The following is a 26,538-nucleotide window of genomic DNA, read 5'->3' as shown; positions in this document are numbered from 1 at the left end:
CTTAGAACTTACAAAACTTGAATCTGCCGAATGAGTGTTCAAAATAACATAAGCTTAAATTACGAATCGAAGATAACCTTGTAACCTTAATTTGTTATATGAAGTTGATCATATTTTCAACAGTGAATTAGTATTATCTTATATGACCGCTTTTGCTGATAAATGCATACACTAAACAAATAATCGGTCATGTTTATATAGAAATCTATACAGAATGGAGAGAAGGATATGGAAAAATTATTTCAACCTATAAAAATAGGAAAAGTAGAAATTAAAAACAGGATCGCTATGGCACCTATGGCAAACCTGGGGCTGGTTACAAAGGAAGGTTCATGGACTAAAAGAGCCGTAGATTATTATGTCGAAAGGGCAAAAGGGGGGACCGGCCTTATAATAACAGGCGCCGTGAAAGTTGAAAACGAGATTGAAAAACTAAAAATGCCCAGCTTCCCTTGTATAACTACAAACCCGATCCAGTTTATGCGCTCAGCGTCAGAACTTGTGGAACATGTCCATGCTTATGGCGCGAAAATATTCATACAGATAACATTGGGCCTTGGAAGGAGCGGTGCTCCCGGATTTCTGGATTGCGAGCCTGTTGCACCTTCGGCGATTCCAAATTACTGGGACCCTTCTGTAACCTGCAGAGAACTTACTACAAAAGAAGTCGAGAGAATGGTAGAAAGGTTTGGAGAAGCCACCCATATATCCATTGAAGCTGGATTCGATGGAATGGAAATACATGCGGTGCATGAAGGCTATCTGCTGGATCAATTTACCATCGCCATGTTTAACAGAAGAACCGATAAATATGGCGGCGACCTTAAGGGAAGGCTTACACTTCCTATGGAAATTGTCAGAGAAGTAAAGAAGAAAGGTGGAAATGACTTTCCTGTAGTGCTAAGATTCAGCATAAAAAGTTACATAAAAGACTGGAGGCAGGGCGGTCTTCCAGAAGAAGATTTCAAAGAGATGGGAAGGGATACCAACGAAGGCCTTGAGGCTGCAAAAATACTGGAAAAGGCAGGGTATGATGCATTCGATGCGGATGCGGGAACATATGATGCCTGGTATTGGGCACATCCACCGCTCTACCAGAAACATGGCCTGTACCTTCCGCTAACTGCGAAATTGAAGCAGACAGTAAAAGTTCCTGTAATCGTTGCCGGAAGGATGGATACACCTGAACTGGCCGAAAAAGCCCTTGAAGATGGGAAATTAGATATGGTCGGGATCGGAAGAGGACTTCTTACTGACCCTTACTGGCCCAAAAAAGTACTCGAAGGCAATATCGAAGGCATCAGACCATGTATCGGCTGCCACACCGGATGCATGGGAAGAATGTTTATAGGCAAAAGCGAATGCTGCACCGTAAACCCCGCCGTATGCCGGGAAAAAGAATATGAAATAACCCCTGCATATAAGAAAAAAAAGATTATTATAATAGGCGGCGGCGTTTCAGGCATGGAAGCTGCCAGAGTATGCCTGCTGAGAGGGCACGATGTAACTCTATATGAAAAGACAAACAGGCTTGGCGGGCATCTTAACGAAGGTTCAAAACCTGATTTTAAAAAAGATGACAGGGCCCTTTTAGACTGGTATATACATGAGCTTAAAACGCTTAATGCAAATATCAAAATGAAATCCGAAGCTGATATCAATATTATAAATCAAGAGAAACCTGATGTGATAATCGCCGCAACGGGTTCCATCCCTGTAAAAATAAATTTTCCTGGTTCAGATAAGAAAAACGTTGCATATGCAAGCGAAATACTGGATGGAATTAAAAGTGCAGGCAACGATGTCGTAGTCGTAGGCGGCGGTCTTGTAGGATGTGAAACGGCTCTTTACGCCGCAAAACAAGGAAAAAAGGTCACAATAGTCGAAGCATTAAACGGCCTGATGTCCAGAGGAAGACCCGTTCCACACATGAATAAAACAATGCTCATAGACCTTTTGAAGTTCTACAAGGTCGACGTCATTTTAAACTCGTATTTGATGGAAGTTACAGATAACGCCGCGATTATTTCGGACAGTCCGTCCAGGAGAAGACCCATTAAGGCAGACACGGTGATACTGTCAATCGGATATAGACCTGACGATACCTTGTATAAAAATCTCAACGGCAAATTTGCCGAGCTCTATGCTATAGGCGATCTCAGGGATACATCGGACATAATGAACGCAATCTGGGACGCATATGATGTGGCAAAATCAATTTAACAGACAGGATTAAAAATACGAAAGAGACACTCCTTGCCTGAATACCATCATGCGGCAAAAGAGTGTCCCTTTTTATTACAGTACTTTTTCAAGAAAAGTTCTCGTCCTTTCTTCCTTTTGATTCGAAAAAATATCCTCGGGAGAACCTTCCTCAACTATTTTTCCGCCATCCATAAAGATAACGTTGTCGGCGACTTCCTTCGCAAAGCCCATTTCATGAGTCACGACAACCATTGTCATCCCGTCATTTGCAAGATCCTTGATTACATTCAGCACCTCGCCTACAAGTTCGGGGTCAAGAGCGGATGTCGGCTCATCAAAAAGCATTATGTCAGGATTCATCGCAAGAGCGCGTGCAATGGCAACCCTCTGTTTTTGCCCTCCCGACAATTTTGAAGGATAGTAGTCCATCTTATCTTCAAGCCCCACTTTTTTCAAAAGGCCTCTTGCAGTTTTTAAAGCTTCCTCTTTGCTTTCCCTTTTAACCGTGACAGGCGCAGCCATCACGTTTTCAAGAGCAGTCATGTGCGGAAACAGATTGAAATTTTGAAATACCATTCCCATCTTTAATATAATATCCCTCAAGCCCTTCTTGTCCTTATAATCCATCTTGCGGTTTTCAATATATATGCTGCCTTCATCTACCTCCTCCAGATGGTTTAAACACCTCAAAAACGTACTCTTTCCGGAGCCGGAAGGCCCGATAATTGTCAGAACCTCACCCTTTTTCACGTTTACGCTTATATTTTTGAAAACACAGAGTTTGCCGAAACTTTTTGACAGGTTTCTGGCTTCTATCATATACATTTCACCCTACCCCCTAAACATAAATCGAAAGCTTTTTTTCCAATGCCGAGAACGCAGCGGTAAATACTGTCGTCATCAAAAGATAAAGCACCGCCGCGGTAAAAAGTATTTCCGTATATTTAAACGTCGTGGAGGAAATCTGCGTCGCAGTCCTCATAAGTTCAACCATTGCAATTGTGGATACAAGCGATGTATCCTTAATCATGGAAATAAATTCATTGCCCACCGGAGGTATAATAATCCTTATCGTCTGCGGCAGTATTATTTTTGCCATGGTTTGAAAATAAGTATACCCGAGTGCCTTTGATGCCTCAAACTGCCCCTTGTCTATCGAAAGAATGCCTCCTCTTATTATTTCCGCCATATAGGCTGCACAGTTGAGGCTAAGGCCGATAATAGCCGCACTGAAAGCATTAAGGGTTACTCCCATTGAAGGCAGTGCATAGTAAAAAAAGAAAAGCTGGAGCATCAGGGGAGTTCCCCTGAATACCCATGTATAAAATGTCGCTATATAGTAAAATATTTTAACTCCTGATATTTTCAAGAGCGCCAGTATTATACCCAGAAACGTTCCTATGGATAGAGTTAAGACCGTGAGTTCAATCGTCATGACGCTTCCCTGAAGCATAAAAGGCAATTCTTTTAATATAAATTCAATGTTCAACTTTAATCCTCCTGCTAAAACAATAGAATATCATATTATTTATTATAGTAATCGGTTTTGAACCATTTCATCGAAATTTTTGAAAGCGTTCCTTCGCTTTTGAGTTCATCTATTGCCTTCTGAACGGTCTCTATGAGCGCCGTATCGCTCTTTCTGAAGCCAAGGCCGAAAGGTTCTTCTTTCATCTTGCCGCTTACAATAAACTTTTGCGGATCAAGGGATATATAATATCTTCCCACCTGGTCGTCGGCTACTACAGCCTCAATCCTCTTCGCAGAAAGATCCTGCAGGGCTTCCGTTATTTTATTATACTTTTTCAGCTCTTTTATTCCGTCAATGGACTTGACGGCATCTTCCGCAGTCGTACCAAGCTGGCACCCTATGATCTTTCCCTTCAAATCTTCACTTGCTTTCACCGATTCATCGCCCTTAAGCGTAATAATGACGGGACCTCCTAAAATATAAGGCTCACTGAAACCTATCTCCTTTTTTCTCTCGTCCGTTATGCTGAGAGAAGATAATATAATATCGAATTTACCTGTCTTAAGAGATGGAATTATGCCATCCCATGCTGTGGGGACCCACTTTATTTTAACTCCGAGCTTTTTGCCGACTGCCTCGCCAAAATCTACATCAAATCCTACTAAAGCGTTGCTCTCATCCCTGTACTCCATTGGAGGATATGTGTCGTCGACACCTATCTTTATTTCCCCAGAACTTTTGATCTCGTCCGGAAGACCCTCTGCTATGCTGCTGTCCTTCTTGATTGTATCGGAATCGCCGATCGATTTATTGCTTGAAGGCTTACCGGAACACCCTGCCATGATTGCTATAGTCAAAATTATAACAAGTAAAAAAGTTGAAATCCTTTTCATAATAAATCATCCTTTCTAATTTAAACATTGTTTTGCATATTTATGCACATTATTCCAAAAAATATAAAGCACCCATGGATTGCAGTGCTTTTTCAACAAAAGTAAACCTGCACCTCCCCTATGACCAGAAATGAGATAGCTCTCCACCCGTGCATCGGTCGGTACACGGGTGACAGTCCTGCACCTCTTTGATGCAGACCCAGCAACAAGCTTTGGTTACTTATCACTTCGGCGGTGATTCCTTTCCATATCCTTCATAAGCTCCCGGCTTCATCATATGTACTCTTAAACACCGCGCCTCTACCTCACCTCTTCAGGAGATGAGGCATATTATTTTATTTTTATTTATTGAAACACAAATTTTATTGCTTGTCAATACAATTTTTTTTTGCATTGGCCTCCCATTCGCCTTTTTTGCTTGACATAATATCGTTTTATTGCAATAATATTATTGGAAAAGGTTATCAATTATTTTAAATTGCATTTTTATTACGCATAAGGAGCAGTTCATGAATTTTTCTATAAAAAAATTCTTCAAAGCAAATCATAGACCGAAACTTACAGCAATAGATTTTTTCAAATATATCGGTCCCGGTTTTCTAGTGGCAATAGGCTTTATAGATCCGGGGAATTGGGCATCAAACGTATCTGCAGGCTCAGACTTCGGTTATAAACTTTTATGGGTTATAACCGTATCGACAATAATGCTTATAATATTGCAGCATAATGCCGCTCACCTCGGCATTGTAACGGGGTACTGCCTATCCGAAGCATCGACGATATACTTAAAACCATGGATAAGCAAAATTACTCTCATAACGGCCGTATTAGCCTCTATTTCCACGGCATTTGCAGAAATACTGGGCGGTGCGATAGCCCTCAATATGCTTTTTAAATTGCCTATAAAAATAGGTTCATTGCTTGTTTTAGCTTTCGTATCATGGATGCTGTTTACCAGTTCTTATAAAAAAATAGAAAAATGGATAATATGCTTCGTATCTCTTATAGGTTTATCATTTATAATCGAATTAAGCATGGTTCATATCGAATGGCATGAGGCACTTACAGGCTGGACTCTGCCCAGCTTTCCACGAGGGGCGATGCCTATTATAATGAGCGCTCTTGGAGCGGTTGTAATGCCTCACAATCTGTATCTGCATTCAGAGATCATACAAAGCAGGCAGTGGAATCTAAAAGATGAGCGCATAATTGCCAAACAATTGGACTATGAATTCATGGATACGCTGCTATCAATGCTAATCGGATGGGCCATAAACAGCGCAATAATCATTATCGCTGCTGCAACTTTTTTTGCCCATAAGATACCGGTAACAGAGCTTGGACAGGCACATGAGATGCTGATCCCGCTCCTTGGTAACAAGGCTTCAGCCATATTCGCAGTTTCGCTGCTTTTTTCCGGCGTATCTTCATGCATCACTGCAGGAATGGCAGGCGGCAGTATTTTCACCGGATTCTTTAAGGAGCCCTATGATATACATGACATGCATACAAAGGTTGGCGTCGCCATCACATTAATCGCCGCATTCATCGTAGTGCTGCTCATACAGGACCCATTTAAGGGGCTTGTATATTCGCAGACACTTTTAAGCATACAGCTTCCTATAACTATATTTGTCCAGATATATCTGACTTCATCTAAAAAGATAATGGGAAAATACGCAAATAAAAAATTATTCAAGATAGCGTTATGGTGTACGGGGATATTCGTAACAGTCCTCAATGTTCTGTTGTTTATAAGTTTATTCAAGAGCATCTGAAAGTTAATCGATGCTCATATAAATTATTTTAATAATCTCCAAGGGATGATTTTATGGATTTAAAAATATCTAAATCAAGTAATTTCGAACCCTTTAATCTTCCATCCGATCTGCTTTTAGGGTCTGCTACCGCCTCCTTGCAGATAGAAGGCGGCGATATTCACAATAACTGGTATAAATTTTGCGAAGCGGGAAAAATAAAGGATAAAACGCACTGCAAGATGGCAGACGACCATTGGAACCGGTATGAAGAGGATATCAAACTCATGAAGAATCTAAACCATGACATCTACAGGATGAGTTTGGAATGGGCACGTATCGAGCCTGAAAGAGGCAAATTCTGCGAAGATGCATTATCCCATTACCGCAGGGAAATTCAAATGCTGATAGACAATAGCATAAAACCTCTTGTTACCATTCATCATTTTTCAAACCCCATATGGTTTGAAGACATCGGCGGATGGGCAAATCCGGATTCCGTGGAATTATTTAAAGACTATACTCAAAAAGTGGTAACGTACTTGGGAGATATAGTAACGGAATGGATAACAATAAATGAGCCTAACGTATATTTATTAGAGACTTACATCACCGCTGATTTCCCGCCGGGGAAACCAAGTTTGTCAAATTTTTTCAAAGGCCTTAAAAACATGGCAAAAGCTCATATAGAATGCTATAAGCTAATCCACAGGATAAGGAAGGATATGGGCTGCAGCGGTAAAACAACGGTTGGCGTCGCAAACCATATACGCGTATTTGATGTCTACCATAACAGCTTAGCGGCAAGGATCCCCCGGGACCTGGCTGATTTTTGCTTCCACACCCTGTTCACCGAAAGCATGGTAAATGGAAGATTCCTTTTCCCCATAGGTTCAGGAGGTTATCCTTACGGAAAAGGCAGATACTCGGACTTCTTTGGCATAAATTATTATTCGAGAGATATAATAAAATTTTCGTGGAACCCAGGGATGATGTTTGCAGATTTAAAAGTGGCTGAAAATGCGGAAGTCAACGATCTCGGTTGGGAGATATACCCTTACGGCCTTTACAGGGTGTGCAGGAAATATTGGTCCATTTATAAGTTGCCTATCTATATAACGGAGAACGGCATATGCGATTCAAAGGATGAAAAGAGAACAAAGTTTATATATGACCATTTAAAAATGATAAAAAAACTTGCAGATGAAAATGTAGATGTTAAAAGATACTATCATTGGTCGCTTCTCGATAATTTTGAATGGGAAAAGGGGTTGACCCCAAGGTTCGGGCTTATAGAAGTCGATTATAAAACCCAGAAGAGAACCATAAGGAAAAGCGGACATTTCTTTGCAGAGGTTTCTAAAAATAAAGCCGTGACAGCGGATATGATAAAAAGATATTTTTAAGATAGACCATGTTTAACTTCGATTCGTAATTTGAACTTATGTTATTTTGAACACTCATTCGCCAGATTCAAGTTTTGTAAGTTCTATAGCTTGCAGCCTTGATAATCCAAGAGCTTTTGAAACTCACGTACGTTCAGACAATCAAAAGCTCTAAGGATTCTTTTCGGCAGCAAAGCCAAGAACTTATCAAAACTTCAAAACTTTCATAATGCTCATTCGTCATACAACTTATTATTCATAAATCGTTGGAAAAACTACATAGTTACTGGCCTTTTTTGTTCAATAACTTTTCCCTTAGCTGCCCGACATCTTTGAAGCCGATGTCATGTGAATATATTACATTTAGTTCCTTCAATGCGTCTTTTTCCATACCCATTTTAATATAGCACTGGGCTTTAGTGTATCTGAGCTCATATCGGTAAGATTCCTTTTCTGATTTCTTTTTTCTGTGCTTCAGGGCTTCAGTGCATGTATCCAATGCCAAACTTGTTTCGCCTATATTAAAAAATGATTCCGCCAATAGCTCGTATGGGAAAAGATCTCCGTCCGATTCCTTGATTATTTGCTGGAATAAAGGTATTGCGGGTTTATATTGCTTTGTGTCGCAATAAGCAGCCGCAAGCCTGTACTGCATCGATAAGTCAAGGTATGCCGGAGGCAGTAAAGTCATTATTTTTATAACCATTTCACTATTCAATTCATCGGAATACTTCATTGCCATAAATGCTTCTGCCGTATAGTTATCGGGATCATATTGCAAAACCTTCCCCGCATATTTATAACATTTTGGATTATTTGACGATTCAAAAGCCTTTATGGCTTTTTGCGTATTCATTAAGATTTTATAACCTTTCGTATTGCAGACAATAATATCTGCAATTGCCACGGCTAAAGTTACAAGAAGGAACGGCGGCGCAAAGCAGCCTATTAAGATTAAAGGAAACAAAATCAATGTCAAAGCGAAATATTTAAAAGGCACTTTGGGAATTATCAAATATGCAGGTATGTACCCCTGATTTGAATTAACCGGCCCATAATCAACCCTGCTTGGACTTTTCAACGATTTTTGTTTCGTATATCTTATTCCTGTCCCCGGAATAGAGGCTGTCGTCCTTAATCCCTTAGGTCCCACGCCTACACGCAAACCTTTTATTCCGCTGCTTATGCCTATTCCGCTTTTGCTGATGTTCAATCTTGTTCCACCTCCCAGCTTTACAGATTTTCTGAAACTTAAACCCATTTTAAACATCTCCCCTTACACTGAAACATCGCCATTTATATGGCTTTAATTTAGATAGCTTTGTAAATAGAAATACATTGGCGGATATTAATTAGTCTTAAACTATTATCTTTTTCCTGCTCTCATTCAAATATTTAACTGCTTTTCCCATATGAAAGCCCATGTAGGATTTTTCCCTGGCTTCATCAAATATAATGCCTGAAAATGTCTTTGAAGGATTCTTTACCATATCTTTAGCTTCTTCTATCAGTCCACTTAAATATTCACTATCAAGATTCAGGCATTTTAGCATTTCAAGCATAGCGTTTAATATATCAAGAGCCTTGTCCTTAAATGGCACGCTGCAGCTACTATCATCGTACAAAAATAACCCTTCCTGTCTTCCTTGAAACGATATAATCTGTGCATTCTTTTCGGCCGTCAGATGGTTTTGCATATCATATGTTTCATCGTCCTTAAACAGCATATACAGGAGAAACATATGTATAAAATATAATATGCCCCTGCTTATTCCGATTTTATACAGCGGATTCAAATCCAGAATCCTTATTTCTATATATTGTATGCCCTTTTCTATAAGCTCATGGGACAGATTATCATCATTTCCCGTCTTTAACCTTATAGGCCCGTAAAACTCGCAAATATCCTGAAGCTCTCCTGAATCGACATATTTTTTTATTTCACCGACATATCCGTCAACAGAGTCAAAAGGGATATAAAAATTATTCCTGTTTTTATAGCCATAATCACTGTTCCTTAAAGAGACCATGTTCTGATAATAGCATGTGCCATCAGCCATCCTGCAGCTTTCATCAACATATTTCTTTATAAACGTGTCGTGAAATACCGGACTTGCTCCTGTCATATATATAAGCATCCATCTGTATCTCATAAAATTTCTGCATATTTTAAGGTATAATTTATTTCTAAAATCCATAAAGCTTCCCTCATCCGGGAATTCCCCGCAAATAGAATCTATAAATGCCTCATCAAATGAAAAATTGTAGTGTATGCCGCTTATCACCTGCCTCTTCCTTCCATATTTCATGGCTAACACAGCCCTGAACCTGTCTTCATATTCATCGCCCATGTTGGCTATAGGTATTTCATCCTCCTCTGGAAGAGCCGGCGGGTTGCTCTGAGGCCACAGGTATTCGCCTCCTATGTTCAGGCATACAGTATCGTGAATCATCTCCAGCGAATTATATGTATCCTCTATCGTATGGCACACAGGAGTTGCCATCTCCACCTGGCTTTCGGAAAAATCAGTCTTTATATATGGATTCTTTAACCTGTTTCCGAAAATTGCAGGATGCGGAGTTTGGACAAGCCTCCCCGTTTCATCGACTCTTATATTTTCTTTCTCCAACCCGAAATTGCAATTTAACAAACATTTCTCCAACCCTTTTCTATTTACTATATCCATCAATTTATTATCAAGAATTTCCATAAATGCCCCTCTCCGGATTCAATCCATCATGTTATTTAAATCTATACTCTTATGGCTATATCAAGTATATCAAAACTGTTTGAAGAATATACGCCATACTCTTATATTATACTTCAATTTTTGATTTCGAATATAAAATATGCACCCATAATCCATACATTTTAAAATATGTCGATATTTCGGCAAATAAGTCACAATTCATGATCCTTTACATACTCTGCTAATATCTGCTAATAAAGGAGGATCGAAAAAGTGAATATTGATGCAGAATATAGAAAAGCAGCTACTGAAAGTTCACTCGTCAGGACCATAGGGAGGGCTGGCTCAGTGCAGCAGTACCTCAGGATAATAGATATGGCATTCAAGGATATATGTCCCCCTAACAATAAAAAATGTGAACTCTGGTATCGTGGTCAGCCTGACGCAAAATTCGATCTTATACCGAAGATAGGCAGAAAACCCTTGAACCCCGAGCTTGAAATAGTATATCTTTCGAAGTTTAAATCTCTTGCAATTCCCGATGTGCAATGCGTACCGCCATACCCTATAGCGGATAATTCGGCAGCATACTGGCACTGGTTATTTTTGATGCAGCATTATGGAGTACCGACAAGATTGATGGACTGGTCCCGCGATGCATTTGTTGCACTTTTCTTCTCAATAGACCAGCTTCCATCCAGTGTAGGAAATGATGCGGCTGTCTGGGTCCTAAGCCCTGTTAAACTCAATGAAGCTTTTTCATTCTACAGCTTTGTAAAGCCGGGTTATATCCCGAATATAGATGAAAAACCGGTCAATACCCTCTTTGGCCCGAATGCCAATATCTTAAAAACGAAAAAACCTGCAGCCATAGTAGGACCAATAAATAATCCAAGAATATTAGCTCAAAGAGGAGTATTCACGGTCTTTCCCCATACGAAAAAAATTGTTCCTCTTAATATGTTCAATGATGCCTCCGACTACCTTTTTAAAATTTCTATCGCATCAGAAAGCATAAACTTTATCAAAGAGCAACTGACACGTTATGGCATAACGAGATTCTCACTGTTTCCGGATCTTTGCAATATTACAGAAGAGATAGACCTTCAGGTAAAACGCGAAGGCCAATTGCCTTAGCAGCAAAGCTTGCATCTTGATAATCTATTCTTTAGCGCAGTATAAAAACTTCTTCCTTGGCAATCATTCACTCAGTCATGCTGTTTATCCAGCATTTCGGCAAATGCAGCTTTTTCTGTAACCGGACGGTTGCATGTAAAATTGCGGCATAAATATGCCGCAGTTTTACCGCAGACTTCCGGCATATCCTTCAAATAAGTCAATATATCATAGTGCTTTCCATCATTTAAAACCACAGATGAAAAAGGCATATACCTCCTGTTGATTTCACTCAGCATATCATAAGCGTTTGCATCTGAGCCCGAAATCACTATTTCTTCTCCATGGTTTATACTCAACAAGAGTGCGGCTAAAAAGAAACAGTATGAACATGGATTATCATTCACTTTTCTGGAAAATGTTTCGAACAGTTTATTGGCTTTGTCTTCAAGAGCCGTATCTTTGGTAATCTTTGCAAGCATCATCAGATTATAGGCGGCTACAGAATTACCGGAGGGAACGGCACCGTCATAAACCTGCTTTGGCCTTGCTATAAGTTTTTCGCTGTCGCTTCCATATGAAAAGAACCCGCCGTCTTCTTTATCCCAAAAAAATCTAATCATGTCATTGTTCAATCCTGCTGCCTTTTCTAAATATTTAAGATCAAATGTAGATTCATATAACTGTATCAATCCATATATGAAAAACGAATAATCATCAAGATATCCCAAATATGATGCATCGCCCTCACGGTATCTTGCCATAAGCCTTCCATCATCTCTAACCAAATGATCGAGAACAAAATCGGCACAGTCTTTAGCAGCCGATATGTATACTTTATCGGCAAATATTCTCCCAGCATATGCAAGGGAGGCTATCATCAACCCGTTTACAGATGTCAGTATCTTGTCATCCTTAAAAGGGTGAATCCTCTTTTCTCTGTATTCATAAAGTTTATTTATCATGCATTCAAGTCTGGAGGTCAATGTTGCGTCGTTTTCAAGGCCGTCTATATCTGTATTTATAAGATTCGGTATGCATTTTCCGCCAAAATTGCCCTTGGCATCTATGCCATAAATGCCGCAGAAAATCTTCGCATCCGCTTTTCCGATTACTGATTCTATTTCATCTTTCGTCCATAAATAAAATTTCCCCTCTACGCCTTCCGAGTCAGCATCTTCAGCGCAATAAAACCCTCCATCCCTTGACTTCATATTTCTTAGCGCATAAGCCAATATTTTTTTGCAAACATCCCTGTACAGTTTTCTTTTGGTAACAGCATAACCTTCGGCATAGGCTATGGATAAAAGCGCATTATCATACAGCATCTTTTCAAAATGGGGTACAAGCCACTTTCTATCCGTGGAATATCTTGAAAATCCAAACCCTATATGATCGAATATGCCGCCCTTATACATAGACTCTAAAGTCTTATTTACGATTTCAAGAGCATTATTATCCTCTGTAACATTCATATAGCGCAGTAGAAAAAGCAAGATGTGAGGCATAGGAAATTTTGGAGCATTGCCAAACCCACCATAGACAGCATCAAATATTCCTGCAAGCCGCTTAAATGCCCTCTCTACCGTATCCATGCCGCACACATTAGTCTCTTTACCCTTATCATCGCTGTTTATAGTCTCAACGATGCTGTCTCCCAATTCGGCTATTTGTGCTCTTTTTTTATGCCAGCTTTCCCATGCCGCATTAAGTATTTCTATAAGGCCGGGGTGCCCGTACCTGTTATTTTTGGGAAAGTATGTCCCTGTAAAAAAAGGCTTTTTATCCGGAGTCATGATTATCGTAAGAGGCCATCCTCCATTTCCATTCATCATCTGGCAAATATCCATATATATGCTGTCGATGTCCGGCCTCTCTTCCCTGTCGACTTTGACGGATATAAAATATTTGTTTAGGACATCAGCCACTTCACCATCCTCAAAGCTTTCCCTTTCCATCACATGGCACCAGTGGCAGGTTGAATAACCAATACTCAAGAAAACAGGCTTATCTTCAAGTTCTGCTTTTTCAAATGCCTCTTTCCCCCATGGATACCAGTCGACAGGGTTATAAGCATGTTGCAGCAAATAGGGTGACTTCTCATTTATCAACCTATTTGGTATTTTCTTTTGATTGTCCACATGAAACCACATCCTTCCAAAGAAAGCTTTTACAAACGCAAATACGTCCAAATTATCAATTTATCTAAAATCGATTTTTATTCTAATATCATCTCCATTACCATACCATACTATACTTTTCAAAATTATGCAGAACCTATTTTTGTGATAAACTTTCTTGTATAAATAAAATACGACGCTTTGATATGCGTCCCTAATGATTGAAGTTTCAATAAAACCGTCGATATGCATTACACTTCTTTTTCCCGATATACGACAAGCTTTGATTCTCTGCCATTAAAAATTCGTCAACCCCGGATTACCGCTACCAAAATCGCGGATGTCTTTATGATAGATGCATTGAGAGGTGATGATCGAGCCGTTGATTCCTCCGAGCATATAAGCTGCAACCGCCGTCACAATAAATAAAAGCACTGACAAGTTCGTCACCCTCCTTTACGGTGCTGATTTTGTTTATGTAATTTTTGCATTTTCATACCCATCTGAGTAATAACTTCAAAGCAATTTTTTATTTAATAACAATATCATTTATCTTTAAATCCATAATCTCATAGATCAACGAACGGTTATTTTTCTTTTCTTACGCTTATAGAGAATACCGGTTGTTATTAAACGGCTGATTTTTATGATATTGTATGAACAGTGGAGATCGAAGCGCGTCCAGAAGCTTTTTCTCATGGATATTTGAATCCGAATAATGAATGAACGCGCACGGCTCGATATCGCCTGCTGCATTGATATGCAAGTATCTTCGCCCGCCAGCGATACAGCCTCCTGCATACTCGCCATCGTTCCAAAAATCCATGGTGAACAGCGGTTTTGTTTCGCGGAAGTGACGGACCTGGCGATAAGCGGATGCATGCCAATCCATTTAACCAAAAAGGCCTATCCGAAACTTTTGCATCTTATTGCAAATTTTCCGGTCTTATCTCCCATATATTCTTTACAGCCAAAGTAAACAGAGCCTTTATAGTTTCAAAAATAAACACTCGGATTCCCTGTAAACATCTCATTTTTGGGTTTTCCAATTCGCCAAGAACACTTCCATCAAATATACTTCGCATCTTCGCTACATACTCGGCCGGATCCTCTTTCATCCCATTGTAAGCCCATCTAACAATCATACCGACAAAAGCAGTGGATATAAATTTAATGGTAAAGCCCCACTTGTTTTCATCATATTCTGTATTTTGAATATTTTCTATTGCAGAGATCGAAATATTTTGAATGTAATTATGCAAATATTCCTGAAAAGAGTTTTGTCCGGTTGTATTGAGAGCATTCATATAAAACGTCCTATTCTGCCGCATGTAATTACACAAATCCACCATGCCGTCCAACCAATGCTCCACATTGTTATACGAACTCATGAAACGGGCTGTTTCTGTATAATAAATCCAGTTTATAAGATCATACTTGTCCTTAAAATGGTAATAAAATGCTTGCCTTGTTAATCCGCAATCTTTTACAATATCCTTCACAGAAATATGATGGATAATCTGATCATACGCCCGCTGCAAAAATGAAGAATATACCGCAAAAACAGGAATCAACCCGCCTTTGGCCATACCCGCGGCAAATGTCACGGCATGCTCCTCGGCGATTCCTACATCAAAAAACCTTTTTGGATACTTCTTTGAAAATTCCACAAGTCCCGTACCATCCCTCATGGCGGCGGTAATCGCTATAAGCTCATCTTTTTCTTCTGCGAGCCTTAACATCTCTTTTCCAAAAACATCTGAATAATTTTCTCCCATATAACTATGGATTTTACCTGTTTTGATTTCAAAAGAGGATACGCAGTGGAAGGCCTTAGGATTATCTTCCGCAGGTTTGTACCCTTTCCCTTTCTGCGTATGAACGTGTATCAATAACGGCCCTTTTATAAATTTGGCCTTCGAAAAGATGCGGTCAGTTCCCTTAAGTCATGTCCGTCTATGGGACCAAAATACTTGAATCCAAGATCTTCAAATAATGTTCGTTGCATAATCAGATATTTGACCGAACCTTTGATCCTGTCCAGTCCTCCGGCAATGTCCGTACCAATACCGGGTATCCTGACGAAAGCCTTTTTCAAAACTTCCTTTACTTTAAAGTAGGCAGGTTCCGTTCTTATTTGCGATAAATATCTTGAAAGGCCTCCTACATTTTTGCTTATGGAAAATTCGTTGTCGTTTAAGATCACGATCAAATTTGTGAGTGACCGTCCGGCGTCATTAAGCGCTTCAAAAGACATTATGAAGCGCAATTGTGAGTTCTACCACCCCCAGATTGGAAGCCAAGTGCCCTCCTGTTTCGGATATGGTTTCTATCAGATACGCTCTGCTCTCGTCAGCTAATTGCTTCAATTGCTCTATCCTCAAACCCTTTATATCGTCGGGACCGGTGATATGCTTCAGGATATTATCCACCCTTGTTTGTCATTCCCTTCATTGACGTTGCTCATTTTGTTTTTATATTTTCAGCGGCGCGACCGAATCATTGAAATAATGAGTCCTAAAAGGATCAGAATGGCAAATGCCAATCCTATTTTCAATACAGTAACATTGAAAAGATACATTTCACCGCTTGTATCCGCGCTGAGACCGGAGCTGATCAGAACTCCGGCAATGATAATGCTTACGGCGAGCAATATCACACTGAAGGATATTCTGTTAGAGATCCGTTCCAATCGTCTTTGAAATGTATTCATATCTTTCATTTCAAATTGAACGGAAAAGTCCTCATTTTCCGCTTTGCGAAGTATGTTCCGCATTGCAGCCGGTAACTCGCTCAAAAACTTGTGGTAGTTCCATAAACTTTTCCCGATTTGACTTTTTATTTTTTTTGCTGAAAAAGACTGATAAAAGAGCCTTTTGGCGATTGGCTCGGCTACTATGAGAGCGTTAAGCTCCGGATCCATTTTTTCCAGCAGTCCCTGAAGCGTTCCAAGCGTTTTTGCCAGCAAGGAAAATTCATGGGGTATTTTAATATGATTCAAATACGCAGTATGAAATGTTTCCCGAAGTAAATCATCGATTTTGATCTCATTCATAGGCATGGTCAGGTATTTCTCAATGATTGTGTCTATATCCCTTTCAAAATTATTTATATTTTTTCGGTCGATCACAACGTTCATATCCAGGATTGATCTGACTACCATATCGCTGTCTTTGAATGCAACACCTAAAAAAAATTTAGAAACCATTTCTTTACGGGCTTCATCCAAGCGTCCCACCATTCCCATATCGAGAAATATAATTGTCCCGTCCGGAAGGACCTGAATATTGCCTGGATGGGGATCTGCGTGAAAAAAACCATCCCTAAGTATTTGATTGCATATGGACGTCGCAAGCCTTTCGGCAATTTTTCTCCGGTCAATACCTGCCTGATCCAACCCTTCTAAATCGCTGATCTTGATGGCATCAAAATACTCCATTGTAAGGATGTGTTTTGTCGTGTAAATCCATTTTACTCTTGGGACCGTTACACCTTCATCCCTGCTGAAATTACGCATGAAGGTGTCCGCGTTTTCTCCCTCTTTCGTAAAGTCCAGTTCGGCTTTTATCGTCTTCTCAAAATCCGCCATCATGCCGCTGAAATCATAAAAATTCCCATACTTTGTATGATGATCGATAAAATGCGCCATGCTCTTCAGGATGTCAAGATCCAGATCGATAATTTTTTCGATGCCCGGCCTTTGAACCTTCACGGCAACCTGTTTCCCTGAGAACAGTTTTGCTCGATGAACCTGAGAAATGGAAGCCGCCGCCAGCGGCTTCTCGTCAAATTCCTTATAGATATTATCCAGATCATCCTTAAATTCAACTTCAATCATCGCCTTCACCTCGGAAAATGGAAAGGGCTGCACTGAATCCTGAAGCTTTTTAAGTTCCTCAGTAAGCTCGGCTGGCAGGATATCCTGCCTTATGCTTAAAATTTGACCCAGCTTAACGAATGTCGGCCCTAGTTCCTCCAAGGCCAGCCTCAGCCGTTTTCCTGCAGAAATTTCAGCATTGTCAGGAGTGGAGGCCGGATCTGATATTCTGTTTTTTAGTCTTAGCGGATGACGGAATCTAAATCGCCTGAACAACATTCCAAACCCATACTTCGTAAATACAGTGAGAATCTCTTTATATCTTTTGATGCGCATGCGCCCGTAATCCATCATGTCACCCCCAACATAGCAAGATAACCTTGCTTGGACTTAATATACCTTAATCAATCGGTTTTCTCGCTATATTTTCTTTTTTACTTTATGTCTTCATTTTTAGAAGACCCTTGATCCCGAAATGCCTCTTGTATCTCTTCTCTTACAATTTTCCTGATTTCATCTTTTGTAACAATATCTTCTTTTGTTGCTACATTCGCATTATTCAGAGCCTTTGTGACCTCGCTCTGAACCAATTTTTTCAGTTCTTCCCGCTGCTCTTCACCACGCTTAATGAGTTCGCCTGCAAACTGCCGGGCATCTTTTTTTGCCACTTCACCTTTACTGACCAATTCCTCCACCAGTTCTTCAATTTTTTCCCGGGAACACGCCAAAAGTCCCAAACCCAAATTAAATGATTTTTCAAACGAATTTGACATATGAAATCCTCCTTTAATTTAATAAATCTTCTGCCAATTTTAGTGAGTCAAAGGCACCCTCCTTGTCGGGACCAAGTATTATCTGAACAGTTGTCCCGTATAAAGCGCCAAAAACTAATTTTGCTATGCACTTTGGAGAATGCCCCAGCAAGCTTTTGTTGGCTATAGTGTCGACCGATAGATTCCTTTCGATGATTTCTGTTATAGAATTAAATAAGCTGTTCAGTTGTTCCCTGAAAGAGGGAATCCACAAAGACTGTGCTGTAAAATCAATAAAAAGTCTCAAAAGTTCGGGATTATTCCTAATGAGCTTCTTAAAGTATCTCACAAGAGATGCGAGTTTATCCTTTGCATCCGCTGTAGATTTCAGAGTGGCCTCTATTTCGCTCATATATTGCTCCGTCATCATATTAATGACCTCACTGAATAACTTTTCCTTATTTTTGTAGTAATATGCGAGCTGGCTTAATGCGACACCGGCCCCCTCGGCTATGTTGCGCATGGACACGTTCGCATAACCTTTTTCAGAAAGGCACTCAAAAGCCGCATTAAGAATCCTCGCCGACGTATCTTCTTTTTCTGTTTTTCGCTGCATCATTACACCCTCCCATATAGTTCGGACGACCGTTCTATTTTATCATAACATTTAATCTTTGTCAAATACCTATGAGACTGGACCATATGCATAACAAATTACTCAATTATCAAAGGCTTTTTTATTGAAAATCGGATATCACATTGCATTGACAATATTATAGTAAGAGTTTACCGTCAAGAAATAGTAAATCATGTATATGGCTGAATAAGCGCTGACAGTCACAATTATGGGCAGTGTCAAGTCTACTTTAAGCATTCTCGACAAAAGGCTTGAGGCTACGAGACTATGCATTATTCCGATTCCAAGGGGCAGCGCAAAAACAATGAATATCTGTTTACTTATGGAAATCCTGATTTCTTTTTTTGTTACCCCGATATTTCTGAGGATTTTATACCTGTCCCTGTCGTCGTTAGCTTCGGACAGTTGCTTGAAAAATATTATACTTCCCGTGGCAACCAGAAACAATAATCCAAGGAATGCGCCTAAAAAAATGATTAAACCTGAAAACATAAGCCCTGCCTTATATCGTGAATAATATGACGAAAATTTAACACCTTCACCATTTTGAATAAGCTTCTTTGATAACAGTTTATCAAGCTCACCTGTCAGCTTTTCGCTATCCTTTTCATTGTCGGTAATATACCCTTTTATCCTGTATAGATTGTCTGCCTTGCAATACTTGTTATAAACCTCATCACGTACAACAACGGCATACCTTGTCATACCGGAATTGGGAAGGGAATAATTTTTAAAGTCCACAACATTCAAGGGGAAATTATCGTTATTTTCGCTTATTGTAATAGTCTTCCCGGCATAATCATATTTTGATGTAAAATTTAGAATTTGCCCAAATAAAACTGCTTCATTGCTGTTCCGCAGTTTTATCCTATCCTTCAATTTCCTTGCCCTTGCAATTTCATCATAGTTGCTTTCAGATATTATATAAAAGCCTGCCGGAATTGTTTTATTTACCGATTCGCTTTGAAAATCCGGCCATTGCCCGTTTACTTTAGCAAAATTCATATTTACGGAAGCAATAATTTTATTTTCAGGATATCTGCTTATTATATCTTCCACCTGCTTATCTAAAGAAGCGTCATTGCTTGCATATGCATAAGTAAAGCCATAATTTTTCTCCAAATCCACCGAGAGATCATAATAAAAGCTTGACGATACCTCCATGGCCGTAAGTGTTGCAGCGCTTAATACAGCAATTGTGGCCAGGGTTCTGGCACTTGCATTTATCCTGTACAACAGCTGGGATGTTCCTATCATGTTGATGCCCTTATAATATCTTCTCTTATTTTTCTTTGAAAGCTTGATAATCAGCAGGGTCAAGGAGGAAAAAAGCATGAATGTTCCTATCACCACAAGCACTAATGTTATCAATATGGCAAAGACGGTAAAGCTTGATATTTTCCTGGTATATATCCAGTACCCTCCGCCAATCAATAAAATAGATGCTATTGAAAAGAATACCGAAACCTTTGGCTCCCTGTCGCCTTGATTTTCCGCCTTGAAAAGCTCTATCAGCTTAAATCTGTATATAAGCCTGTAGCCATGTATCGATGTCATGAGGAATAATACGATAAAAACAGCAGCAGTATTTATAACCGCCTTCAAAGGCACCATGAATACAATATCGGCTGAGAACCCCATGAGCCTTACCAGAATCATTATGAACAACTTCGATAGCAAACTCCCGAAAAAAATACCGGCTAGGAGCGCTGCTATGCCCATCACAATATTTTCATAAAAAAGCATTCTTCCTATTTGCCTTTTCCTTATTCCGAGAAGGGAATAAAGTGCGATTTCCTTTTTTCTCTTTCTTATGAAGAAAGAATTAGAATACCAGATGAATATTGCAACAAATACCGCAACGACTATGGCTGCCGCTTTGAACACGACTGAAATCATTGAAGCGCCGATGACTTTTTCAACCTGGGGATTATATTCTATCGATGTAAATGTAAAGTAAACTACTATGCTGAATATCATGGATATAAAGTATAAAAAATAATTGTAAAAGTTTTTTTTTATATTTTTAGTGGCTATATCAAACAAGCCCATCATTTTTTCACTTCCTTTTGCATTTCTGCTATATGTCGGTCAATCCGCCGCCCATTGTTTTGAGGACGTCAAGTATCTTCTGGAAAAATTCCTTGCGGGAGCCTCCCCTTATGAGCTCTGTAAATAACATTCCGTCCTTTATAAAGATTATTCTCTTGCAGTAACTGGCTGCAAACGCATCGTGGGTTACCATCATGATCGTAGCCCTGTTTTTCTCATTTAAATTGCTTAATGCCTGAAGCAGTTCGGCTGAAGACTTGGAATCAAGAGCTCCTGTAGGTTCATCCGCAAGGATCAAGGCCGGATGGCTGATAATAGCCCTGGCCGCTGCGGTCCTCTGCTTTTGGCCCCCTGATATTTCATAAGGATATTTGTTTAAAATATCATCTATCCCCAAACTTGCAGAGATCTCCTTGAGCCTTTCTTCTATTTTACCTATATCCATCCTGGAAAGTGCCAGCGGGAGGACCACATTTTCCTTCACTGTCAGGGTATCCAGCAGATTGAAATCCTGAAAAATAAAACCCAGCTTGTTTCTTCTGAATATCGATAATTTCTCTTCATCCATTTTCACTATGTCCTCTCCGCCTATGGTGACAGTGCCGCCGCTTGGTTTGTCTATGGTGGAAATAATATTCAAAAGTGTCGTCTTACCGGCACCTGAAGGTCCCATTATGCCTACAAATTCACCTTCTTTAATATCCAGGTCTATGTCGTGAAGTGCAGTGCAAATATTTCCTCTGGAACCGTAAACTTTTTTTAAATTTCTGGCTATCAAAACATCGCCCATATTTAAACCTCCGTTTTTCTTCTTGTCTCAATTTACAATCTTATTTTATAAAAATAATAAGCATCGTTCCATTTTCCTGTCTTACAAAACGGTACCGGTATCTTACATTATTGTCACAAATCATAAAAAAAGCGGCAATGCCGCTTTTTTTATGATTTGCATTTATAACGCTCCAGTTTATCGGATGTATATAAAATACGAACCCCAGTTTATCTTGAAACATCGAAATAGTCCGACAGCCTGGGGAATATGATTATCGCCTTTGTATGTTCGCCATATTTCGATTCGATGGCAATATCATGCCCCAGCTTTCTTGCAAGTTTTTTTGAAAGGTAGAGGCCCATGCCCGTGGACTTATAATTTTCCCTTCCATTATAGCCCGTAAAACCCTTGTCGAAGACCCTGCCGATGTCCTCGGATCTTATTCCTATGCCGTTGTCCTCTATGACAAGTTTTTGCGCTTTCTCATCAGAGAGTCCATATATTTTAATCCGGCCGCCTGTATATGTATACTTCAGGGCATTTGACAATATCTGATCTATTATAAACGAAAGCCATAGTTTATCGGTTGCAACCGTCAAGTCAGTATTATCGATTTCTACGCTTATTTTCTTATTGATAAAAGTCCTAGCCTGCTTTTTTACTGCTTCCTTAACCAATCTGTCAAGCTCAATCTCATTTATAATATAGTCTTTCGAAAAATCATCTATTTTAGAATAATAAAGCGCCTGTTCAATATAGTGCTCGATTTTATCTATTTCTTCTCCCATGCTGCCAAGCACTTCACTATTTTGGGAATTTAAATTGCTTTCGATCAGCAGCCTGCATACTGAGATGGGAGTTTTTACCTCATGTACCCATGATGTTATAAATTCTTCATAATCTTTTTTCTGCTCATAAAGTCCTTCCATTTTAGAAATTTGCTCATTGTACAGAGATAAAAGCACCTTCTGAAAAAGAATTTGTTCATGTGTTTTAGGTTTTGGAAGGCGGCTTATTATTTCATCCCTTTTGTTCTCTACGATATCGGTCAAACTTCTATAATAGTTTCTATAATAAAGATAGCTGCCCGCCAAATAAATCATAAAAAAAGAAAAGGCGACCAGATTGATATAAAATATATTTCCCGCGCTTACTTTAAATGAACCGTCTAAATGGATAACCAGAGATATGAACATCATAAGCAGGGCGAAACAAAGTATCGGAACTTTTCTATCTGCCAAATATTTTTTAAATCTCATAAAATTACATATCCCTGGCCTTTCTTCGTTATAATATAATCTTTTATCCCCATGTCATCAAGCTTTTTCCTGAGCCTGTTAACGTTTACGGTCAGCGTATTGTCGTCCACGAAGCTCTCGTCTTCCCAAAGGGCCCTCATTATCTTATCCCTGCTCACGATAGAGCCTTTATCTTTCATAAGAATATAGAGTATTTTAAATTCATTTTTAGTAAGGTCAATTTTTTTATCCTTGAATAAAGCCGTTCCGTCCTTGAGATTAAGCACCACCCCGTTATGCTCTATTATACTTAAAAAAGCATCTGTATAGTTATAAGTTCTTCTTAGGAGCGCATTTATCTTTGCCATCAATACTTCCAAGGAAAAAGGCTTTTGAATAAAGTCATCTCCGCCCATGTTTACGGCCATGATTATATCCATGTTGGTATTCCTGGAGGATATAAAGATAATCGGGACCTTCGAGACTTCCCGAATTTTACCGCACCAGTAGAACCCATCATAAGCGGTCAGGTTGATATCCATCAAAACAAGATGAGGATTATATTTTGCAAACTCATCGAATACTTTGTTGAAATCCTGCACACAGTACCCATAAAATCCCCATTTTATAATATTCTGCAGGATTATCTCCCGCATTTTTTCATCGTCTTCAACTATCATTATTTTAAACATAGAATCTCCCTTTCCAAAGAAGCACCGAATGGTTTAAAGCCCTTGACTCCCACTTTTTTAGCATTAACGTTAAGAATATTATATAATATACGGCCTTCTATTTACAGGGAATAAACCGTATTATTTTCAGCATCATCATCGATTAATTTCACAAATAGTATATTGGCAGACATAGTTATATGCGATATGATATTAATATGAATCTTTGGTTTTCACGGAAAGTCAGCATTAACGGGCCCTATGCCCTTGCATCTTTACTTATAAACTATTTTGTGCCGATGCTTACCGTAATCATCCCGGTCATTTTTACTCTTTCTGTCAGACTGATTACAAAATATGAGGTGGGTGATAGCGATGAATGTCATTTTGCCTTTCTGCCGTTAAAATAACCACACCGGTTATAGTATTTAATATCCTGCTTCCATAGCCTTATATATTCAGGATCTTTTATTTTCCTTGACTTTAGAGGATTTCTGAGAGTTCCGATTAAAAATCCTATTTGCTCTGAAGGATCTCTGAAGCATTCCCAGTCGCATGCCCTGCAAAATGGCTTTTGCCTTATGCTCTTTATATTCAAATCGTAAAACTTACCGAGATTCTCATTGCCGCGATAGCCGCATGGATAGGTATTTCCTTCCCTTGCTTCAACAAAAAAGAAATCGATGCCTCCCCTGCATCCAAAAGAAAATTTACCATTCCCCTCATATTGTTTAATCAGGGAATAAAGTGATACCAATGGAGTAAATATTCTTATTTTAGAGCGAAATTTTGGAATAGTATCCATCAATGCTCTGAATATCTGTATTTTTTCCTCTTTGGAAAATGTAATAACCGAATTGTTGGATGTTGCACCATAAACAGCATTCATGCCTATATTATCTTTATCGATGCTCATAGGATAGCAAACATTCGTCATTGTAAATCCTATGCTGATTATAAAATTATAAAACATTTCAAAAGACTCTTTAAATTCCTGATAAAAGGCGTCTTTATCGGTCATTTTCATGGAAATTTTACCGGTCCCTCCGGTATTTCTGTTTATCCCCAGGTTTGCTGCAGGATATATCCCATGCTCGTGAAAAATAGGCAGTGCTTTTTCAATCCCTCTGATTACGCCATTTAGTCCCCTCATTTGCTCATGGGTTTTCGGATCTGCAGAATCGATGCTGATCCATAAATTGCGAAGATTGGTGGCAGATAGTTCTTCTGCCAGCTTATTTATTCTGTATTCATAATCAGGGCTTTGCCAGTCTGTAAACATATATCCGTTTGTTCCTGTGCGTATAAGCGGTATCCCCTTGCAAGAGGCGTATTTTATCAAATCGATGAGTTCATCTTTATATATAAACGGCTCGCCTCCGGTAAAAGAGAGAGCTTGTATACTCTGTTTGGCTGCAGAATCGATTATTTTGTAAATTTCTTTCTTTGCTAACTTTGAACGTTTATACTTTTCTGTTCTCCTCATACTGCATTGAGGACATGTACCATTGCAATTATCGGTATATTGAATTATTAACTGTCCTGGAATCCTTCCTTTTAATATCGTATTGGCATTGCCGAAATTGAAAATCGATTTTCTGTTTTTAATCATCATTCACCTCTGTTTATTCAGACGCGCCCGACTGAATAATACTTAAAACCTTTCCCAAGCATCACTTCATTATTGTATATATTTCTTAAATCGAAAAAATAATTGCCATTCATTTTTGATTTGATATTATCCAGATCAAGGCTTCTGAATTGGTTCCATTCGGTCATAAGTATTATGGCATCCGTATCCTTCGATGCATCATATTCATCATCGCAATACTTGATAATCTGTATATTGAGCTCATCAAAACACTTCTTCGCCTTTTTCATAGCCTTTGGGTCATATACTCTAAACCGGGCTCCAAGAATGGACAGTTCCTTAAGTATCGTAATCGATGGCGCCTCTCTCATATCATCAGTATTCTTTTTAAATGCCAACCCTAAAACGCCAAATGTCTTTCCTTCTAAATGTCCCATTTCTTTTTCAATCTTATAAACCATCCTCATTTTTTGTTTTTCATTTGCATCAATCGCCGCCCTTACGATCCCAAGATCACATTGATAAATCTTCCCGATATTCACAAGGGCTTTTGTATCCTTTGGAAAGCAGCTACCTCCATATCCGGGTCCGGCATTGAGAAACTTAGAGCCGATCCTTGCATCCATGCCCATTCCCCTGGCGACCTGCTGGATATTTGCCCCCGTTTTCTCACACAATTCAGACAGCTCGTTTATGAAGGATATCTTTGTGGCAAGAAACGCATTGGAGGCATACTTTATCAATTCCGCGGTTTCTATGTTTACTATTAAAAACGGAGTCTCGTTTATATATAAAACTCTGTACACCTGTTTCATTATATCTATTGCATGCTGCGATTCAGCCCCAATAACGACCCTGTCCGCATGGGTAAAGTTCTGGATGGCAGAACCCTGCCTTAGAAATTCGGGATTGGAAACAATGTCAAAATCAATAGTCAGCCCCCTATTTTCCAGCTCTTCCAAGATTATTTTTTTTACCGTTTGCCCGGTTCCAACGGGAACTGTTGACTTGTCGACAATAATTTTATATTTATCCATATAACGGCCTATTTGACGCGCCACATTGTAAACACAGCTTAAATCCGCACTTCCGTCGATGTTTTGCGGCGTACCCACTGCGATGAATATTACATCACTTTCCTTTACTGCCAGATTAATATCTGTCACGAATTTAATCCTCTTGTAGGATAAATTCCTTGATAACAAATCATCCAGTCCCGGTTCATAGATCGTGGGCTTTCCGCTATTCAACTTTAAAATGATATCTTCGTTTTGGTCGGCACATGTTACCTGCCAGCCAAAGTCCGACAGGCAAACTCCCGTAACAAGCCCCACATATCCTGTTCCTATTATGCTTATCTTAATCATCGAT

The 26,538-nt window shown here is 39.3% G+C and carries 23 protein-coding genes, 1 pseudogene and 1 riboswitch; of the genes and pseudogenes, 4 read left to right on the top strand and 20 right to left on the bottom strand.

The window, feature by feature from the left end:
• Nucleotides 1–228: 228 nt before the first annotated feature.
• Entirely contained in the window at nt 229–2,223 is a 1,995-nt protein-coding gene (locus QME45_02400) for an FAD-dependent oxidoreductase (GenBank protein MDI6617510.1), read from the top strand.
• Between the two features lie 75 nt (nt 2,224–2,298).
• Here QME45_02400 and QME45_02395 read toward each other — a convergent pair whose 3' ends face one another.
• Genes QME45_02395 through QME45_02385 form a run of 3 tightly spaced genes read right to left on the bottom strand, consistent with a single transcriptional unit; the run spans nt 2,299 to nt 4,569 of the window.
• The gene (locus tag QME45_02395; protein ID MDI6617509.1) at nt 2,299–3,030 is read right to left on the bottom strand and encodes an amino acid ABC transporter ATP-binding protein; all 732 of its coding nucleotides are present in this window, start codon (nt 3,028–3,030) and stop codon (nt 2,299–2,301) included.
• Nucleotides 3,031–3,043: 13 nt separating this feature from the next.
• On the bottom strand, nt 3,044–3,694 hold the full coding sequence (locus QME45_02390) for an amino acid ABC transporter permease (GenBank protein ID MDI6617508.1): 651 nt from the start codon (nt 3,692–3,694) through the stop codon (nt 3,044–3,046).
• Nucleotides 3,695–3,729: 35 nt separating this feature from the next.
• Nucleotides 3,730–4,569, bottom strand: a complete 840-nt coding sequence (locus tag QME45_02385) for a transporter substrate-binding domain-containing protein (GenBank protein ID MDI6617507.1) — start codon at nt 4,567–4,569, stop codon at nt 3,730–3,732.
• Between the two features lie 128 nt (nt 4,570–4,697).
• Nucleotides 4,698–4,880: riboswitch (Lysine riboswitch) on the bottom strand.
• A 198-nt stretch (nt 4,881–5,078) separates the two neighbouring features.
• Here QME45_02385 and QME45_02380 point away from each other — a divergent pair.
• Together QME45_02380 and QME45_02375 are read left to right on the top strand one after the other, a co-directional pair.
• Complete coding sequence (locus tag QME45_02380) at nt 5,079–6,347, top strand: Nramp family divalent metal transporter (protein MDI6617506.1); 1,269 nt, start codon at nt 5,079–5,081, stop codon at nt 6,345–6,347.
• Between the two features lie 53 nt (nt 6,348–6,400).
• Nucleotides 6,401–7,732, top strand: coding sequence for a glycoside hydrolase family 1 protein (locus tag QME45_02375; GenBank protein MDI6617505.1), 1,332 nt, complete (start codon nt 6,401–6,403; stop codon nt 7,730–7,732).
• Between the two features lie 262 nt (nt 7,733–7,994).
• Here QME45_02375 and QME45_02370 read toward each other — a convergent pair whose 3' ends face one another.
• Both QME45_02370 and gshAB read right to left on the bottom strand, forming a co-directional pair.
• Entirely contained in the window at nt 7,995–8,972 is a 978-nt protein-coding gene (locus QME45_02370) for a DUF4236 domain-containing protein (GenBank protein ID MDI6617504.1), read from the bottom strand.
• Between the two features lie 97 nt (nt 8,973–9,069).
• Nucleotides 9,070–10,422 (bottom strand): bifunctional glutamate--cysteine ligase GshA/glutathione synthetase GshB, encoded by a 1,353-nt coding sequence (gene gshAB / locus QME45_02365; GenBank protein MDI6617503.1) that lies wholly within the window; start codon nt 10,420–10,422, stop codon nt 9,070–9,072.
• A gap of 252 nt (nt 10,423–10,674) precedes the next feature.
• On the opposite strand from gshAB, the gene QME45_02360 reads away from it, so the two are divergent.
• The gene (locus QME45_02360; GenBank protein MDI6617502.1) at nt 10,675–11,538 is read left to right on the top strand and encodes an FRG domain-containing protein; all 864 of its coding nucleotides are present in this window, start codon (nt 10,675–10,677) and stop codon (nt 11,536–11,538) included.
• Nucleotides 11,539–11,609: 71 nt separating this feature from the next.
• On the opposite strand, the gene QME45_02355 is transcribed toward QME45_02360, so the two are convergent.
• The 15 genes and pseudogenes from QME45_02355 to QME45_02285 all read right to left on the bottom strand — a co-directional run bounded on the left by QME45_02355 (nt 11,610) and on the right by QME45_02285 (nt 26,534).
• On the bottom strand, nt 11,610–13,658 hold the full coding sequence (locus QME45_02355; GenBank protein MDI6617501.1) for a thioredoxin domain-containing protein: 2,049 nt from the start codon (nt 13,656–13,658) through the stop codon (nt 11,610–11,612).
• Between the two features lie 276 nt (nt 13,659–13,934).
• The gene (locus QME45_02350; GenBank protein ID MDI6617500.1) at nt 13,935–14,072 is read right to left on the bottom strand and encodes a glycerol-3-phosphate acyltransferase; all 138 of its coding nucleotides are present in this window, start codon (nt 14,070–14,072) and stop codon (nt 13,935–13,937) included.
• Between the two features lie 187 nt (nt 14,073–14,259).
• Nucleotides 14,260–14,508 (bottom strand): annotated as a pseudogene (locus QME45_02345) (SPASM domain-containing protein).
• Nucleotides 14,509–14,563: 55 nt separating this feature from the next.
• Nucleotides 14,564–15,529, bottom strand: a complete 966-nt coding sequence (locus QME45_02340) for a TetR/AcrR family transcriptional regulator C-terminal domain-containing protein (GenBank protein ID MDI6617499.1) — start codon at nt 15,527–15,529, stop codon at nt 14,564–14,566.
• A gap of 11 nt (nt 15,530–15,540) precedes the next feature.
• Nucleotides 15,541–15,906, bottom strand: a complete 366-nt coding sequence (locus QME45_02335; GenBank protein ID MDI6617498.1) for a 1-deoxy-D-xylulose-5-phosphate synthase N-terminal domain-containing protein — start codon at nt 15,904–15,906, stop codon at nt 15,541–15,543.
• A complete protein-coding gene (locus QME45_02330; GenBank protein MDI6617497.1) occupies nt 15,884–16,069 on the bottom strand; it encodes a 1-deoxy-D-xylulose-5-phosphate synthase N-terminal domain-containing protein in 186 nt (61 codons plus the stop codon). Before QME45_02330 ends, QME45_02335 begins: the two co-directional genes overlap by 23 nt.
• 50 nt (nt 16,070–16,119) lie before the next feature.
• Entirely contained in the window at nt 16,120–17,808 is a 1,689-nt protein-coding gene (locus tag QME45_02325; GenBank protein ID MDI6617496.1) for an AarF/UbiB family protein, read from the bottom strand.
• A gap of 80 nt (nt 17,809–17,888) precedes the next feature.
• Nucleotides 17,889–18,227 (bottom strand): hypothetical protein, encoded by a 339-nt coding sequence (locus tag QME45_02320; protein MDI6617495.1) that lies wholly within the window; start codon nt 18,225–18,227, stop codon nt 17,889–17,891.
• A gap of 13 nt (nt 18,228–18,240) precedes the next feature.
• The gene (locus tag QME45_02315; GenBank protein ID MDI6617494.1) at nt 18,241–18,825 is read right to left on the bottom strand and encodes a TetR/AcrR family transcriptional regulator; all 585 of its coding nucleotides are present in this window, start codon (nt 18,823–18,825) and stop codon (nt 18,241–18,243) included.
• 135 nt (nt 18,826–18,960) lie between these two features.
• The gene (locus QME45_02310; GenBank protein MDI6617493.1) at nt 18,961–20,898 is read right to left on the bottom strand and encodes an ABC transporter permease; all 1,938 of its coding nucleotides are present in this window, start codon (nt 20,896–20,898) and stop codon (nt 18,961–18,963) included.
• 25 nt (nt 20,899–20,923) lie between these two features.
• Nucleotides 20,924–21,685, bottom strand: coding sequence for an ABC transporter ATP-binding protein (locus tag QME45_02305; protein MDI6617492.1), 762 nt, complete (start codon nt 21,683–21,685; stop codon nt 20,924–20,926).
• Nucleotides 21,686–21,894: 209 nt separating this feature from the next.
• Nucleotides 21,895–22,926 (bottom strand): sensor histidine kinase, encoded by a 1,032-nt coding sequence (locus QME45_02300; GenBank protein ID MDI6617491.1) that lies wholly within the window; start codon nt 22,924–22,926, stop codon nt 21,895–21,897.
• On the bottom strand, nt 22,923–23,597 hold the full coding sequence (locus QME45_02295; protein MDI6617490.1) for a response regulator transcription factor: 675 nt from the start codon (nt 23,595–23,597) through the stop codon (nt 22,923–22,925). The genes QME45_02300 and QME45_02295 overlap by 4 nt, the downstream gene beginning before the upstream one ends.
• Nucleotides 23,598–23,958: 361 nt before the next feature.
• Nucleotides 23,959–25,191, bottom strand: coding sequence for a radical SAM protein (locus QME45_02290; GenBank protein MDI6617489.1), 1,233 nt, complete (start codon nt 25,189–25,191; stop codon nt 23,959–23,961).
• Nucleotides 25,192–25,205: 14 nt separating this feature from the next.
• Nucleotides 25,206–26,534 (bottom strand): UDP-glucose/GDP-mannose dehydrogenase family protein, encoded by a 1,329-nt coding sequence (locus QME45_02285; GenBank protein ID MDI6617488.1) that lies wholly within the window; start codon nt 26,532–26,534, stop codon nt 25,206–25,208.
• Nucleotides 26,535–26,538 lie beyond the last annotated feature (4 nt).

It is taken from the genome of Clostridiales bacterium (assembly GCA_030016385.1).
GTDB lineage: Bacteria > Bacillota > Clostridia > Clostridiales > Oxobacteraceae > JASEJN01.
The sequence above is the reverse complement of the archived record's forward strand: the minus strand, read 5'-3'. Positions and strand labels throughout refer to the sequence as shown.